The organism is Escherichia coli DSM 30083 = JCM 1649 = ATCC 11775, from assembly GCF_003697165.2.
Taxonomy (GTDB): Bacteria; Pseudomonadota; Gammaproteobacteria; order Enterobacterales; family Enterobacteriaceae; genus Escherichia; species Escherichia coli.
Map to the genome: position 1 here is coordinate 62,253 of NZ_CP033092.2, position 14,693 is coordinate 76,945.

Genomic DNA, 14,693 nt, shown 5'->3' on the forward strand with positions numbered 1-14,693 from the left:
AAACATTAATTTCGGTTTCGGGTGACTTTAATCACGTCTGGCATCACGCGGATTTTGCGCATGATATTCGCCAGATGCACACGGTCACGGGCGGTCAGACGAATAAAGGCGCTATAGACGCGACCATCTTTCTCTTCCGTATTCAAACTTTGAATATTCGAGGTCGTGGTGTTAATTGCCGCCGTCAGGTTTGCCAGCGCGCCCTGATGATTGAACATCTCCACCTTGATTTCGGTGATGAATTCCTGCGCCGTCTCTTTATCCCATTCAACAGCCATAAACTTCTCTGGCTCTTTCTGGTAGCCACGGATGTTACGGCAGGATTCATGGTGGATCACCAGACCTTTACCGGGGCTGACGTGGGCGATAATCGGGTCGCCAGGAATTGGGCGGCAGCATTTCGCAAAGGTGATCAGCACGCCATCGGCACCTTTAATGGGCAGATGTCCGTGACTTTGGGTTGCCGGTGGAATGGAGGCGTCCCCATGTTGCAGATTTTTCGCGACCACCACGCTCATTGCGTTACCAAGGCCGATTTCTGCCAGCAGATCGTCAAGCGTTGCCAGCTTCATGCGGTCCAGCTCGCGCTGAATATTTTCCTGCGGGATTTCATTGAGCTTACGGCTACCACCCAACGCATGGTTGAGCAGACGACGGCCCAGGCTTACAGAATCATCACGCTTGAGGTTTTTCAGCAACTGACGAATTTTGGCGCGCGCTTTCGAGCTGACGACAAAGTTCAGCCACGCGGCATTCGGGCGAGCACCCGGTGCGGTAATGATTTCAACGGTTTGACCGCTAGTAAGCGGCTGCGACAGCGGGTAAGGCTGGCGGTCGACGCGTGCGCCCACGCAGGCATGGCCGATATCGGTATGCACCGCATAAGCGAAGTCGACGGGCGTTGCACCGGCAGGCAGTTCGACAATGCGCCCTTCTGGTGTGAAAACGTAAATCTCATCCGGGAAGAGATCGGATTTAACGCTCTCGATAAATTCAAACGAGCTACCGGCACTCTGTTGCAGCTCCAGCAGGCTTTGCATCCAGCGCTGGGCGCGTATTTGCGCGGTAGTGCTGGTTTCGCCGTGCTCTTTATAAGCCCAGTGCGCGGCAACACCCATCTCCGCCATCTGATCCATATCTTCGGTACGGATCTGGACCTCAACCGGCACGCCGTGCGGGCCAATCATCGAGGTGTGCAAAGACTGATAGCCGTTCGCTTTTGGAATGGCGATATAGTCTTTCACGCGGCCCGGACGCGGCTTGTACAGGCTGTGCATCTGGCCCAGCACGCGATAACAGGTGTCAGAATCATTGACGATCACGCGGAAAGCGTAGATGTCCATGATTGAGTGAAAACGCTGCTCTTTGAGCACCATTTTGCAGTAAATCGAATAAAGATGTTTTTCGCGACCACTGACGCGGCACGGTATTCCCGCTTCCTGCAAACGCCCTTCGATTTCAGAAAGAATCTTCTGGATCATCTCTTTACGGTTGCCGCGCGCGGCTTTCACCACTTCTTTGATTACGCGATAACGGTTGGGATACAGCGCCTCAAAACCCAGCTCCTCGAGTTCGGTTTTAATGTGGTGGATACCTAAACGGTGCGCCAGCGGGCTGTATATTTCGAGAGTTTCACGGGCGATGCGGCGACGTTTGTCCGGGCGAAGTGAGCCCAGCGTGCGCATGTTGTGGGTACGGTCGGCAAGTTTGATGAGAATGACGCGGATATCCTGCACCATCGCCATAATCATCTTGCGAAAGTTTTCGGCCTGCGCCTCTTTCTTATCGCGGAACTTGAGTTTATCAAGTTTCGACACCCCCTCTACCAGCTCGGCGACGCTTTTACCAAAAAGCTGTTCCATGTCCTGGTAGGTGGCGGGTGTATCTTCAATCACATCATGCAGCAGCGCCGCCATCAGCGTTTCATAGTCGAGTTTCATCTCGGCCAGAATGCAGGCAACCGCCACCGGGTGCGTGATATAGGGTTCACCGCTTGAACGTGTTTGCCCCTCGTGAGCATCACGTGCAACGAGATACGCCTGCCGCAGACGCTTGATTTGGTCTTCCGGCAGGTAGTTTTGAATCAGCTGATTCAGGCTTTCAAACAGATACAAGGGCGACCCGCTTTGTGATTAACGACGACCTTCAGCAATAGCGGTAACGGCTTGTAATTCAGCGGCTTCCTGCTCTTGCTGTTCCTGGCGTTCGCGAACGTCGAGGATCTGGTTGTTGATCAGACCTTCTTCGATTTCGCGCAGCGCGATTACAGTGGTTTTATCGTTTTCTTCCGGTACCAGCGGATCCTTTCCGCCTACCTGCATCTGACGAGCGCGACGCGCGGCGACCAGTACCAGGTCAAAACGGTTACCAATTTTCTCTACAGCGTCCTGAACAGTTACGCGTGCCATACTTAAAAAGCTCCACAGGTGAAGAAATGACTGGGCATGATACTGAAATCAGGTTCAGTCTGCCAACAATTTGCTGATTAAAGCGTCATGACGCTGCTTTTGGCGGCTCATGCGCAGACGTTCGGCGCGAATAATGGTCTTCAAATCGGTCAACGCGGTATCGAAGTCATCATTCACAATCAGGTAATCATATTCGGCGTAATGGCTCATTTCTGCAACAGCTTGCGCCATACGCTTTGCAATGACCTCTTCGCTGTCCTGACCGCGACCGCGTAGACGGCGGTCCAGTTCGATTTTAGACGGCGGTAAAATAAAGATACTCCGCGCGTGCGGCATCTTCTGGCGAATTTGCTGCGCACCCTGCCAGTCGATATCGAGAAAAACATCGACACCGGTCGCCAGTACTTGCTCAATGGCCTCACGCGAAGTGCCATAGTAATTACCAAAAACTTCTGCGTGTTCGAGGAACGCATCTCTACTAATCATTTCTTTAAATTCATCATGATTAACAAAGAAATAATGTTCACCGTGGACTTCACCAGGACGCGGTTGGCGTGTGGTGTGTGAAACAGAAACCTGGGTGTCATACAACGGTTGGGTTTTTAATAAAGCCTGAATCAGGCTGGATTTACCCGCGCCACTGGGGGCAGAAACAATATAAAGCGTGCCTTGAGCCATGAGTATCTTTCGTATGTGATTAGCGAAATAAAGCCTACATACGAGCTTATTATACACGGCGCGGCCATGTGACGTAGCCCTTGCTCACACTTTTTGCGCAAAGTTGTTGCATTTTGCGTAGCTGCTTCCGCATTTGCCTGTGATTCACTGCAATAAAGACGATTCTCAGGAAGCGTCCTCGCAGACTCCGTTTTTGCCACTCGGCTTTGCTTTCACCACGTTGTATATCTGCCTGACTATCTACAGCGGAGGTGATGATGAAAGTATGGATGGCGATATTAATAAGTATCTTGTGCTGGCAATCATCGGCGTGGGCGGTCTGTCCGGCCTGGTCGCCAGCCAGAGCACAGGAAGAAATTTCCCGCCTGCAACAGCAAATAAAACAGTGGGACGATGACTACTGGAAGGAAGGGAAAAGTGAGGTGGAAGACGGTGTTTACGATCAGTTAAGCGCCCGTCTCACGCAGTGGCAACGCTGTTTTGGGAACGAGACTCGCGATGTGATGATGCCGCCTTTAAACGGTGCGGTTATGCATCCGGTTGCCCATACGGGTGTACGCAAAATGGCGGATAAAAACGCATTAAGTCTGTGGATGCGCGAACGTAGCGATCTTTGGGTGCAGCCAAAAGTTGATGGCGTTGCGGTAACCCTGGTTTATCGGGACGGGAAACTGAACAAAGCAATCAGTCGCGGTAATGGCCTGAAAGGCGAGGACTGGACGCAGAAAGTTCGCTTAATTTCCGCTGTGCCGCAAACCGTTAGCGGGCCTTTAGCCAACAGCACGCTTCAGGGGGAAATATTTCTCCAGCGCGAGGGGCATATCCAACAACAAATGGGGGGAATAAATGCCCGCGCAAAAGTTGCTGGCCTGATGATGCGCCAGGGGAATAGCGATACGCTAAACTCACTGGCTGTTTTTGTCTGGGCATGGCCGGATGGACCGCATTTAATGACCGATCGTTTAAAGGATCTGGCTACCGCAGGTTTTACTTTAACGCAGACGTATACCCGCGCGGTTAAAAATGCTGATGAGGTTGCGCACGTACGCAATGAGTGGTGGAAAGCAAAATTACCCTTCGTCACCGATGGCGTGGTTGTGCGAGCGGCGAAAGAACCCGAATCCCGTCATTGGTTACCGGGCCAGGCGGAGTGGCTGGTGGCCTGGAAATATCAACCTGTAGCTCAGGTTGCCGAAGTGAAGGCGATTCAGTTTGCGGTGGGTAAGAGCGGTAAAATATCGGTGGTGGCGTCACTCGCACCTGTCATGCTGGATGATAAAAAAGTCCAGCGGGTGAATATTGGTTCCGTCAGGCGCTGGCAGGAGTGGGATATTGCGCCTGGTGATCAGATCCTCGTCAGCCTTGCCGGTCAGGGGATTCCTCGCATTGATGATGTGGTCTGGCGCGGAGCAGAACGTACAAAACCGACACCACCAGAAAACCGCTTTAACTCGTTGACCTGCTACTTTGCTTCTGATGTTTGTCAGGAACAGTTCATTTCACGCTTAGTCTGGCTGGGGTCAAAACAGGTTCTGGGGCTTGATGGCATTGGTGAGGCCGGCTGGCGCGCCCTGCATCAGACTCATCGCTTTGAGCATATCTTTTCCTGGCTTTTATTAACGCCAGAGCAATTACAGAACACGCCGGGGATCGCGAAAAGTAAAAGTGCGCAGTTATGGCATCAGTTTAATCTGGCTCGTCAGCAGCCTTTTACTCGCTGGGTGATGGCAATGGGAATACCGCTAACCCGGGCGGCGCTTAATGCCAGTGATGAACGGTCCTGGTCGCAACTTTTATTTAGCACGGAACAGTTCTGGCAGCAGCAGCCGGGGACTGGATCGGGGCGCGCCAGACAGGTTATTGAATGGAAGGAAAATGCGCAAATCAAGAAGCTGGGCAGTTGGCTGGCTGCCCAGCAGATCACAGGTTTTGAACCTTAGTGACCTTCGTGGCTGTAGTAAAAGACCGGTAATCCCAGCTTAAGACGTAGCGCCAGTAAACGGGCAAAAAAGCCGAATACCAGGGTGGAGATAATCACAACATCATGGTTAGAAACATAGTGTTGCAGCGCGATGTACAGCACGGCGGAGGCAAATGAGACACCGGCATACAACTCTTTCTGGAATACCAGTGGAATGCGTTTACAGAACATATCGCGCAAAACGCCGCCAAACACGCCGGTGGTTACCGCCGCGACAACGGCAATAATTGGGCCGTGCCCCATATCCAGTGCAACCTGTGCGCCGATGATAGAAAAGACCACCAGTCCGAGCGCATCGAGCACCAGAAACACTTTGCGCAGATAAGGCATTACAGGAGCAACGATAGTGGTGAGTACTGCGGCGGTAGCGACGATAATCACATATTCCGGGTGTTTGACCCAGCCGAGCGGATAGTGGCCCAGCAGAATATCGCGCACTGACCCTCCGCCAATTGCCGTGGCGGTCGCAATAATAATTACGCCAAATGTATCCATGCGCCGTCGTCCGGCCGCCAGCGCCCCCGTCATGGCTTCGGCAGTAATGCCAACCAAATACAAAATGTGTAACAGCATGGTTCTCTCCCTAAAAATCTGTCTGGCAGGGTAGCGATTTGTGCGTATTGTCACGATTGAGATTTTTTAAGGTGAGAGGAAATTGATAACTTGTAGTTATGTGAAATCGCTATTTTCTGTAGCGTAGATGCATTCTTCTGACTTCTTGTCTGAGAAAATGCATAAGAAAAAATAGGTTAAAATTGAGGGGTGGAAAAGAAAGGTGCAATGTTTAGCCATTGTGTTCACCGCACCTGGACTTTGGCTTACGCATCGGGTATCTCAATCAACAAAAAGAGTTTTTATTTTCTGCTATTTCTTCTCTGTAATTTTTACACTGTTTTCCAACTGCTTGATGCTGACCTGCGGGGTCGGCAACTCCTCAGGCATGGTTCCGCCAAGTTCCTGAATGGTTTGCCTCACCTTGCGACCCACGTCAAAGTGTGTGGTATTAGCTTGCTGTTTTGAATTCACGCCATCCCGCTTGAGTTTTTCTTCTGTTTGGGTAGCTCGAAAGAGATTAGCCGCCAGTTCTGTTGAACCCATATGATCCAGGATCTTCTGACTCTTTTTCAGCCCCTTCCGCTGATGGATGGCTTTCTGATCTAATCCACCATACAGTCCCCGGTAACCATGATTCTGAAATATGGCGAAATCGATAGCTGTCGCTACCCCAGCTTGCTGCGCTGCCTCAACTAATTGTTTGTTATGTTCTTTCAACTCATTTCTCAGAAAAAGACGCTTTTCGTCTTCACGAAGTTGCCTGAAAGCTTCATCGTCAGCCAGCTCCTGCCGTCGGGTCTGGATAGCAAAATAAGTTTGCCCTGCCGCAATAACCGGTTTCGCAGGGTCGCCGTTTTGTACTACCAGGTAACAGGCATAGCGGGAGAGATGAACATCTTCAAGTTCTCGTTGAGCCCCTGAACCTAATACAACCATTTTGGTGGTTTCAACGAAATGGTCAGATGCAGCTTGATTGCTGGCTTCGCACGCTTGAGTCGCGCGGGCCAGTACCTTTTGAAAATTGCGCCAGTCCCGATAATCCAGTAACGGTGCCAATTCTCTCGCTGACCAAAATTCTTGCCCTTCAGTGCCATAATGCCGTATTTCTTCAAAAGGTTGATGATGTTCGTTCATTGCCCACTCCATATGATATCGATTGCAAGGAAAGTAAGTTTACAACTGTGTTTATATACAGTTGTGAGTATCTCACGTTCTCACTGCGCTGGGCAAAAAAACATCGCAAAATCTGGAGCAGGCACGCAAAACAGAATTGAATGTTGCGGGGAGGAAAAATGCCGCTCTGTTTGAGTGGGCGGCATTTGTGAAGGCTGAAAAGGAAGAATTGGCGTTACGAGTTATTCAATGTTCTGGATCTGCTCGCGCATCTGCTCAATCAACACTTTCAGCTCGATGGCAGAATTCGTCACTTCGGCATTGATAGATTTCGAAGCAAGAGTGTTCGACTCGCGGTTGAACTCCTGCATCATAAAGTCCAGACGACGGCCAACCGCTTCTTTTTTCTTCAGAATGTTGTAGGTCTCTTTGACATGCGCTTCGAGGCGGTCCAGTTCTTCGGCAACGTCAATTCGTTGTGCCAGCAGAACCAACTCCTGCTCCAGACGGTTGTTTTCCAGTTGCACCTGAGCATCTTCCAGCTTCGCTACCAGACGCTCACGCTGCCATTGCAGGATTTCCGGCATATGGGCGCGGACTTTGACCACTTCGGCGGTGACGCCTTCCAGACGCTGCTCAATCAACACTTTCAGCGCCTGACCTTCGGTTTCGCGCGCGATGATAAAGTCATCCAGGGTGCCATCCAACGCCGCGAGAATTTCAGCTGCAATCGCGTCGAGATCTTGCTCCTGGGCTGCCATCACGCCCGGCCAGCGTAGAATATCAACCGGGTTGATTTCTCCTTCGTCGCTCTGCATTTTTACCCAGTTCGCGGCAGTTACCAGCTGTTTAGCCAGTTTTTCGTTGAGGATCAGCTCACCTTGCGCGCTAACATCTGGCTCATAGCGCAGGGTACATTCCACTTTACCGCGCGTCAGGCGAGAACGAATACGCTCGCGAACGACAGGTTCAAGGCTACGGAACTGCTCCGGCAGACGAAAGTAAGTTTCCAGATAACGCTGGTTTACCGAGCGCATTTCCCAGGTTGCGCTCCCCCATTCACCCTTGATTTCACGCCGGGCGTAGGCGGTCATACTGCGGATCATAGACGTTCCTGTTTATAAAAGGAGAGGTGGAAGGATTATAGCCATCGATGCCTTGTCAGGATAGGAATAACCGCCGGAAGTCCGTATAATGCGCAGCCACATTTGTTTCAAGCCGGAGATTTCAATATGCGTCCAGCAGGCCGTAGCAATAATCAGGTGCGTCCCGTTACCCTGACTCGTAACTATACAAAACATGCAGAAGGCTCGGTGCTGGTCGAATTTGGCGATACCAAAGTGTTGTGTACCGCCTCTATTGAAGAAGGCGTGCCGCGCTTCCTGAAAGGTCAGGGCCAGGGCTGGATCACCGCAGAGTACGGTATGCTGCCGCGTTCTACCCATACCCGTAACGCGCGTGAAGCGGCGAAAGGTAAGCAGGGTGGACGCACAATGGAAATCCAGCGTCTGATCGCCCGTGCTCTTCGCGCGGCAGTAGATTTGAAAGCACTGGGTGAGTTCACCATTACGCTGGACTGCGACGTGCTTCAGGCTGATGGTGGCACGCGTACCGCTTCGATTACGGGTGCCTGCGTGGCGCTGGCAGATGCGCTACAGAAGCTGGTGGAAAACGGCAAGCTGAAAACTAATCCAATGAAAGGGATGGTAGCCGCGGTCTCTGTCGGGATTGTGAACGGCGAAGCGGTTTGCGATCTGGAATATGTTGAAGACTCTGCCGCAGAGACCGACATGAACGTAGTGATGACCGAAGACGGGCGTATCATTGAAGTGCAGGGGACGGCAGAAGGCGAACCGTTCACCCACGAAGAGTTACTCACCTTGTTGGCGCTGGCCCGAGGGGGAATCGAATCCATTGTAGCGACGCAGAAGGCGGCGCTGGCAAACTGATTTTTAAGGCGACTGATGAGTCGCCTTTTTTTTGTCTGTAGAAAAGTAAGATGAGGAGCGAAGGCATGAAACCATATCAGCGCCAGTTTATTGAATTTGCGCTTAGCAAGCAGGTGTTAAAGTTTGGCGAGTTCACGCTGAAATCCGGGCGCAAAAGCCCCTATTTCTTCAACGCCGGGCTGTTTAATACCGGGCGCGATCTGGCACTGTTAGGCCGTTTTTACGCTGAAGCATTGGTGGATTCCGGCATTGAGTTCGATCTGCTGTTTGGCCCTGCTTACAAAGGGATCCCGATTGCCACCACAACTGCCGTGGCGCTGGCGGAGCATCATGACCTGGACCTGCCGTACTGCTTTAACCGCAAAGAAGCAAAAGACCACGGTGAAGGCGGCAATCTGGTCGGTAGCGCGTTACAAGGACGCATAATGCTGGTGGATGATGTGATCACCGCCGGAACGGCGATTCGCGAGTCGATGGAAATTATTCAGGCCAATGGCGCGACGCTTGCTGGCGTATTGATTTCGCTCGATCGTCAGGAACGGGGGCGCGGCGAGATTTCGGCAATTCAGGAAGTTGAGCGTGATTACAACTGCAAAGTGATCTCTATCATCACCTTGAAAGATCTGATTGCCTATCTGGAAGAGAAGCCAGAAATGGCGGAACATCTGGCGGCGGTTAAGGCCTATCGCGAAGAGTTCGGCGTTTAAAGAAACTCGCCGGATGAAAAGTCATCCGGCGTCATATTACTGCAACTGTGCAGCAATTAGCGGCCAGCGGGCGTCAAAGTCATCCGTCGGGCGGTATTTAAACTCGCTGCGGACAAAGCGTGACAGCATACCTTCACAGAAGGCCAGGATCTGGCTTGCCAGCAGGGTTTCATCCGTCGCGTAGCCTTCGCCCTCACGCATTCTCTTTTCACGCAATACCTGACGCAACTGCGCTTCAATACGCTCGAATAGCTGGTTGATGCGCCCTTGCAGGCGATCCTGTTCAAACATTAGTGCATGACCAGTGAGGATGCGGGTCAGGCCAGGATTACGCTCACCAAAACCGAGAAGCAGCAACACAATCAGACGCAGGCGCGCTGTGGTGTCCTTCTCATCTTTCAGAATCAGATTGATGCGAGTAATCAGGCTATCTTCGATAAACTCAATCAGGCTATCGAACATGCGGGTCTTACTGGGGAAGTGGCGATACAGTGCCGCTTCGGAAACGCCGACAGAGGCGGCCAGTTTTGCCGTCGTGATACGTTGGCTTCCATCGCTGGATTCCAGCATCAGCGCCAGAGACTGAAGTATTTCCTCGCGACGGTTCCTTTTCGCAGTTTGTTTTTCTGCCATGTTACAAAATACCCCTGAAAATAAGCACTTGCCAGGCGGCACCCACGCTATGACCGCAAACGAAATGTTTGCGGCTATGTTATGACGTTATTCGGATGCGTATGTGTTACTGACGACCAGAGTGACCAAAGCCGCCTTCACCGCGGTCGGTGGCGTCGAAATCTTCCACCAGATTAAATTCAGCCTGTACTACCGGAACAAAAATCATCTGGGCGATGCGTTCGCCAGGTTGAATGGTGAAGTTGTCCTGACCACGGTTCCACACGGAAATCATCAACTGGCCCTGATAGTCAGAATCGATCAATCCTACCAGGTTACCAAGCACGATACCGTGCTTATGTCCCAATCCGGAGCGCGGCAGCATCATTGCCGCCAGTGAAGGATCGGCAATATGAATCGCCAGCCCGGTCGGAACCAGCGTAGTGTCACCCGGAGCCAGTTCTACGGCGTCGTCGAGACAGGCACGCAGGTCAAGTCCGGCAGAGCCAGAGGTGGCATAAGTCGGGAGCGGAAATTCCTTCCCAACGCGCGGGTCCAGAATCTTAACGTCGATTTTTTTCATCATAACGGGTCACGATCTCGTCGAGTAATAATTGGCCAAGGAGCTCTTTGCGCTCAAGCGGTAAGACTTTATCTCCGTCCTGCCAGAAAAGGTGTAATGCGTTGTTGTCGCTGTTAAATCCTTGAGTTGGCTGGGAAACATCGTTCGCGCAGATCAGATCAAGGTTTTTACGGATACGTTTTTGCCGGGCGTATTCTTCCACATTATTTGTTTCGGCGGCAAATCCAACGACGTAGGGTCGATGGTCTTTTAGTGCGGCAACGCCTGCGACGATATCGGGGTTTTTAACCATTTTTATTGTTAATTCATCACCCTGCGTGGCCTGCTTTTTGATTTTTTCTGGGGCCACGGTAGCTGCGCGATAATCCGCCACGGCGGCGCAACCGATAAAAATATTTTGCTGCTGTACTGAAGCATTCACGGCGGCTTCCATTTCCAGCGCGGTCATCACATCAACACGGTTAACAAACGGTGGCGTCGGTAATGAAACCGGACCTGATACCAGCGTGACGTTCGCACCACGACGGGCTGCGGCGGCGGCGATAGCAAAACCCATCTTGCCGGAGCTGTGATTAGAGATATAACGCACGGGATCGAGCGGTTCACGCGTCGGACCGGCGGTAATCATAATGTTCAGATGTTTCAGGTCGTTGACGGGCGAAAAATGCGCTACCGCCATATCCACAATGGTTAACGGATCGAGCATTCGCCCTGGGCCGATATCACCACAAGCCTGACTGCCGCTGTCTGGCCCCCAGATGAGCAAACCACGCGAGGCAAGCACCTCTAAATTATGCTGGGTGGCGGCGGCACGGTACATCTGCTGGTTCATGGCGGGGAGCACGGCTACAGGCGCAGGTGTAGCCAGACAAATCGTCGATACCAGGTCATTCGCCATTCCGGCTGCAACACGGGCAATTAAATCTGCCGTGGCAGGGGCGAGAATCACTAAATCAGCCCATTTTCCCAGCTCAATATGGCCCATAGCGGCTTCGGCTGCCGGGTCCAGCAGACTGTCGGAAACGGGATAACCAGAAACCGCCTGCAAGCTAAGTGGGGTGATAAAGGCTTTTGCCGCTTCGGTCATGGCTACGCGGACATCGGCCCCGCGATCGCGCAAACGACGCACCAGTTCAGGGGTTTTATAGGCAGCAATACCGCCGCTAACGCCGAGAACGATTTTTTTACCGGCCAGGCTCATGATGATTTTTCCTGTTGGGTGACACCAGAAGTTGGCGATTTTATCACAATACTTTTGTTGTCGTGCCTTCACCTGAGATTCACTTTGCGAGGCGCTTTCCAGGATTGAAAACTGGCCGTCGATTTAAAGGAACGGCTATGACAGGATGCGAGCACCACAAAGGAGGTGAAGGTGAAAAACAATGCACAGCTGTTGATGCCGCGCGAAAAAATGCTGAAGTTTGGTATTAGCGCCTTAACGGATGTCGAGCTGTTGGCGCTATTTCTGCGTACCGGAACGCGCGGTAAAGATGTATTAACCCTGGCAAAAGAGATGCTGGAGAATTTCGGCTCTCTTTATGGCTTGTTAACCTCTGAATATGAGCAATTTAGTGGCGTTCATGGAATTGGCGTGGCGAAATTCGCCCAGTTAAAGGGGATTGCCGAACTGGCGCGGCGTTACTACAACGTACGGATGCGTGAAGAAAGCCCTTTACTCAGCCCGGAGATGACGAGGGAATTTTTACAAAGCCAGCTCACGGGCGAGGAGCGGGAGATCTTTATGGTGATCTTTCTCGACTCCCAACACCGGGTTATAACGCATAGCCGTCTTTTTTCCGGCACGCTAAACCATGTTGAAGTCCATCCTCGGGAAATTATCCGCGAAGCGATAAAAATAAACGCCTCGGCGCTGATCCTTGCGCATAATCACCCTTCGGGTTGTGCTGAACCCAGTAAAGCGGATAAACTCATTACTGAACGGATAATAAAGAGTTGTCAGTTCATGGATTTACGCGTGCTCGACCATATCGTGATTGGGCGTGGAGAGTATGTTTCTTTTGCCGAACGCGGCTGGATTTAACCCGCTATGCGCGATCCTTCGGGATCTTTGTCTGTTCGGGACTTGAGCACATCGCTGAGTCAGCGTATACTACGCCACCTTTGAGAATCTCGGGTTTGGCATTTGGGCCTGGCAATCGAGAGTTCACATAGAACTGCGATGACCGGGCTGTAAAGCCTGACGAGGCGCCAATACCCCATACGAAGCTCGAGCTAATTTGATTTTTGGAGAATAGACATGTCCCGAGTCTGCCAAGTTACTGGCAAGCGTCCGGTGACCGGTAACAACCGTTCCCACGCACTGAACGCGACTAAACGCCGTTTCCTGCCGAATCTGCACTCTCACCGTTTCTGGGTTGAGAGCGAGAAGCGTTTTGTCACCCTGCGCGTATCTGCTAAAGGTATGCGTGTAATCGATAAAAAAGGCATCGATACAGTTCTGGCTGAACTGCGTGCCCGTGGCGAAAAGTACTAAGTACTTAGAGGAAATAAATCATGGCTAAAGGTATTCGTGAGAAAATCAAGCTGGTTTCTTCTGCTGGTACTGGTCACTTCTATACCACTACGAAGAACAAACGTACTAAGCCGGAAAAACTGGAACTGAAAAAATTCGATCCAGTTGTTCGCCAGCACGTGATCTACAAAGAAGCGAAAATCAAATAATTCTCGCTTTGATGTAACAAAAAACCTCGCCCCGGCGGGGTTTTTTGTTATCTGCTTGCCCCCATATTGACTGCATCTGTTCATTCCTGGAGATGCTATGCCTGAATTACCCGAAGTTGAAACCAGCCGTCGCGGCATAGAACCGCATCTCGTTGGTGCAACCATTCTTCATGCGGTGGTGCGCAACGGACGCTTGCGCTGGCCGGTTTCAGAAGAGATCTACCGTTTAAGCGACCAACCAGTGCTTAGCGTGCAGCGCCGGGCTAAATATCTGCTGCTGGAGCTGCCTGAGGGCTGGATTATCATTCATTTGGGGATGTCTGGCAGCCTGCGCATCCTTCCAGAAGAACTTCCCCCTGAAAAGCATGACCATGTGGATTTGGTGATGAGCAACGGCAAAGTGCTGCGCTACACCGATCCGCGCCGCTTTGGTGCCTGGCTATGGACCAAAGAGCTGGAAGGGCACAACGTGCTGGCCCATCTTGGACCGGAGCCGCTTAGTGACGATTTCAACGGTGAGTACCTGCATCAGAAGTGCGCGAAGAAAAAAACGGCGATTAAACCGTGGCTGATGGATAACAAGCTGGTGGTAGGCGTAGGGAATATCTATGCCAGCGAATCGCTGTTTGCGGCGGGGATCCATCCGGATCGGCTGGCGTCATCACTGTCGCTGGCGGAGTGTGAATTGTTAGCTCGGGTGATTAAAGCGGTGTTGCTGCGTTCGATTGAGCAGGGCGGTACAACGCTGAAAGATTTTCTGCAAAGTGATGGTAAACCGGGCTATTTCGCTCAGGAATTGCAGGTTTACGGGCGAAAAGGTGAGCCGTGTCGGGTGTGCGGTACGCCGATTGTGGCGACTAAACATGCGCAGCGGGCAACGTTTTATTGTCGGCAGTGCCAGAAGTAATTGATGCGCGCCGGATGGCATACCATCCGGCATAAACTCTACGCTAACTTCGCCATCAGCGCCTGATGGACATTCTCCGGCAGGAAATGGGTGACATCGCCCTGATGGCGCGCCACCTCTTTCACCAACGATGAAGAGATAAACGACCACTCTTTCGACGGCATCAGAAACACACTTTCCAGCTCCGGCATTAAGTGGCGATTCATATGCGCCAGCTGCATTTCATATTCAAAATCCGCCACCGCACGCAGGCCACGAATCAGCACCGTAGCGTGTTGATTACGGGCGAAGTTCGCCATCAAATCACTAAACCCGACCACTTCCACGTTCCCCAGATGTGCGGTTGCCTGCTGTGCCAGTTCCACACGCTCTTCAAGGGTAAACATCGGTTTTTTACTGGGACTAGCGGCAATCGCCAGAATAACGTGATCGAACATCTGCGTGGCGCGCGTCACGATATCGATATGACCATTGGTAATGGGATCGAAAGTACCCGGATAAATCGCCCGTTTTTGCAT

Annotated in this window: 17 protein-coding genes; 7 read left to right on the forward strand and 10 right to left on the reverse strand. The window is 51.8% G+C overall.

Translation table 11 applies throughout. The annotated features are described in order from the left end of the window. Positions 1-5: 5 nt before the first annotated feature. Genes spoT through gmk form a run of 3 tightly spaced genes read right to left on the reverse strand, consistent with a single transcriptional unit; the run spans position 6 to position 3,086 of the window. Entirely contained in the window at positions 6-2,114 is a 2,109-nt protein-coding gene (gene spoT, locus EAS44_RS01095; RefSeq protein WP_000280473.1) for a bifunctional GTP diphosphokinase/guanosine-3',5'-bis pyrophosphate 3'-pyrophosphohydrolase, read from the reverse strand. Between the two features lie 18 nt (positions 2,115-2,132). Next, complete coding sequence (gene rpoZ, locus EAS44_RS01100; protein ID WP_000135058.1) at positions 2,133-2,408, reverse strand: DNA-directed RNA polymerase subunit omega; 276 nt, start codon at positions 2,406-2,408, stop codon at positions 2,133-2,135. A 54-nt stretch (positions 2,409-2,462) separates the two neighbouring features. Then, positions 2,463-3,086 (reverse strand): guanylate kinase, encoded by a 624-nt coding sequence (gmk, locus tag EAS44_RS01105; protein ID WP_001295237.1) that lies wholly within the window; start codon positions 3,084-3,086, stop codon positions 2,463-2,465. A gap of 257 nt (positions 3,087-3,343) precedes the next feature. Here gmk and ligB point away from each other — a divergent pair, with 257 nt between their 5' ends. After that, complete coding sequence (gene ligB, locus EAS44_RS01110) at positions 3,344-5,026, forward strand: NAD-dependent DNA ligase LigB (protein ID WP_001363072.1); 1,683 nt, start codon at positions 3,344-3,346, stop codon at positions 5,024-5,026. On the opposite strand, the gene yicG is transcribed toward ligB, so the two are convergent. The 3 genes from yicG to yicC all read right to left on the reverse strand — a co-directional run bounded on the left by yicG (position 5,023) and on the right by yicC (position 7,841). Continuing rightward, complete coding sequence (gene yicG, locus EAS44_RS01115) at positions 5,023-5,640, reverse strand: trimeric intracellular cation channel family protein (protein ID WP_000924289.1); 618 nt, start codon at positions 5,638-5,640, stop codon at positions 5,023-5,025. The genes ligB and yicG overlap by 4 nt on opposite strands. A gap of 291 nt (positions 5,641-5,931) precedes the next feature. Continuing rightward, the gene (dinD, locus tag EAS44_RS01120) at positions 5,932-6,756 is read right to left on the reverse strand and encodes a DNA damage-inducible protein D (protein WP_001297973.1); all 825 of its coding nucleotides are present in this window, start codon (positions 6,754-6,756) and stop codon (positions 5,932-5,934) included. Between the two features lie 221 nt (positions 6,757-6,977). Continuing rightward, a complete protein-coding gene (yicC, locus tag EAS44_RS01125) occupies positions 6,978-7,841 on the reverse strand; it encodes a YicC/YloC family endoribonuclease (protein WP_000621332.1) in 864 nt (287 codons plus the stop codon). Positions 7,842-7,967: 126 nt separating this feature from the next. On the opposite strand from yicC, the gene rph reads away from it, so the two are divergent. Continuing rightward, positions 7,968-8,684, forward strand: coding sequence for a ribonuclease PH (rph, locus tag EAS44_RS01130; protein WP_001247093.1), 717 nt, complete (start codon positions 7,968-7,970; stop codon positions 8,682-8,684). A gap of 65 nt (positions 8,685-8,749) precedes the next feature. Further along, the gene (gene pyrE / locus EAS44_RS01135; RefSeq protein ID WP_000806174.1) at positions 8,750-9,391 is read left to right on the forward strand and encodes an orotate phosphoribosyltransferase; all 642 of its coding nucleotides are present in this window, start codon (positions 8,750-8,752) and stop codon (positions 9,389-9,391) included. Positions 9,392-9,427: 36 nt separating this feature from the next. Here pyrE and slmA read toward each other — a convergent pair whose 3' ends face one another. From slmA to coaBC, 3 genes are all read right to left on the reverse strand, one after another. Then, positions 9,428-10,024, reverse strand: coding sequence for a nucleoid occlusion factor SlmA (gene slmA, locus EAS44_RS01140; protein ID WP_000818598.1), 597 nt, complete (start codon positions 10,022-10,024; stop codon positions 9,428-9,430). Between the two features lie 106 nt (positions 10,025-10,130). Further along, positions 10,131-10,589 carry a dUTP diphosphatase gene (dut, locus tag EAS44_RS01145; RefSeq protein WP_000976066.1) on the reverse strand — a complete coding sequence of 153 codons (459 nt, stop codon included), beginning with the start codon at positions 10,587-10,589 and terminating at the stop codon, positions 10,131-10,133. Further along, positions 10,567-11,787: a bifunctional phosphopantothenoylcysteine decarboxylase/phosphopantothenate--cysteine ligase CoaBC gene (coaBC, locus tag EAS44_RS01150; protein WP_000050149.1), complete on the reverse strand. Its 1,221-nt coding sequence runs from the start codon at positions 11,785-11,787 to the stop codon at positions 10,567-10,569. Before coaBC ends, dut begins: the two co-directional genes overlap by 23 nt. A gap of 171 nt (positions 11,788-11,958) precedes the next feature. Here coaBC and radC point away from each other — a divergent pair, with 171 nt between their 5' ends. The 4 genes from radC to mutM all read left to right on the forward strand — a co-directional run bounded on the left by radC (position 11,959) and on the right by mutM (position 14,175). Beyond that, a complete protein-coding gene (gene radC / locus EAS44_RS01155; RefSeq protein WP_001297375.1) occupies positions 11,959-12,627 on the forward strand; it encodes a RadC family protein in 669 nt (222 codons plus the stop codon). A 216-nt stretch (positions 12,628-12,843) separates the two neighbouring features. Beyond that, positions 12,844-13,080, forward strand: a complete 237-nt coding sequence (gene rpmB / locus EAS44_RS01160; protein WP_000091955.1) for a 50S ribosomal protein L28 — start codon at positions 12,844-12,846, stop codon at positions 13,078-13,080. Positions 13,081-13,100: 20 nt separating this feature from the next. Continuing rightward, a complete protein-coding gene (rpmG, locus tag EAS44_RS01165) occupies positions 13,101-13,268 on the forward strand; it encodes a 50S ribosomal protein L33 (protein WP_001051798.1) in 168 nt (55 codons plus the stop codon). Positions 13,269-13,365: 97 nt separating this feature from the next. Continuing rightward, entirely contained in the window at positions 13,366-14,175 is an 810-nt protein-coding gene (gene mutM, locus EAS44_RS01170) for a bifunctional DNA-formamidopyrimidine glycosylase/DNA-(apurinic or apyrimidinic site) lyase (RefSeq protein ID WP_001114533.1), read from the forward strand. 38 nt (positions 14,176-14,213) lie between these two features. Here the strand turns inward: mutM and coaD are convergent, their stop codons facing one another. Continuing rightward, positions 14,214-14,693 carry a pantetheine-phosphate adenylyltransferase gene (coaD, locus tag EAS44_RS01175; protein ID WP_001171873.1) on the reverse strand — a complete coding sequence of 160 codons (480 nt, stop codon included), beginning with the start codon at positions 14,691-14,693 and terminating at the stop codon, positions 14,214-14,216.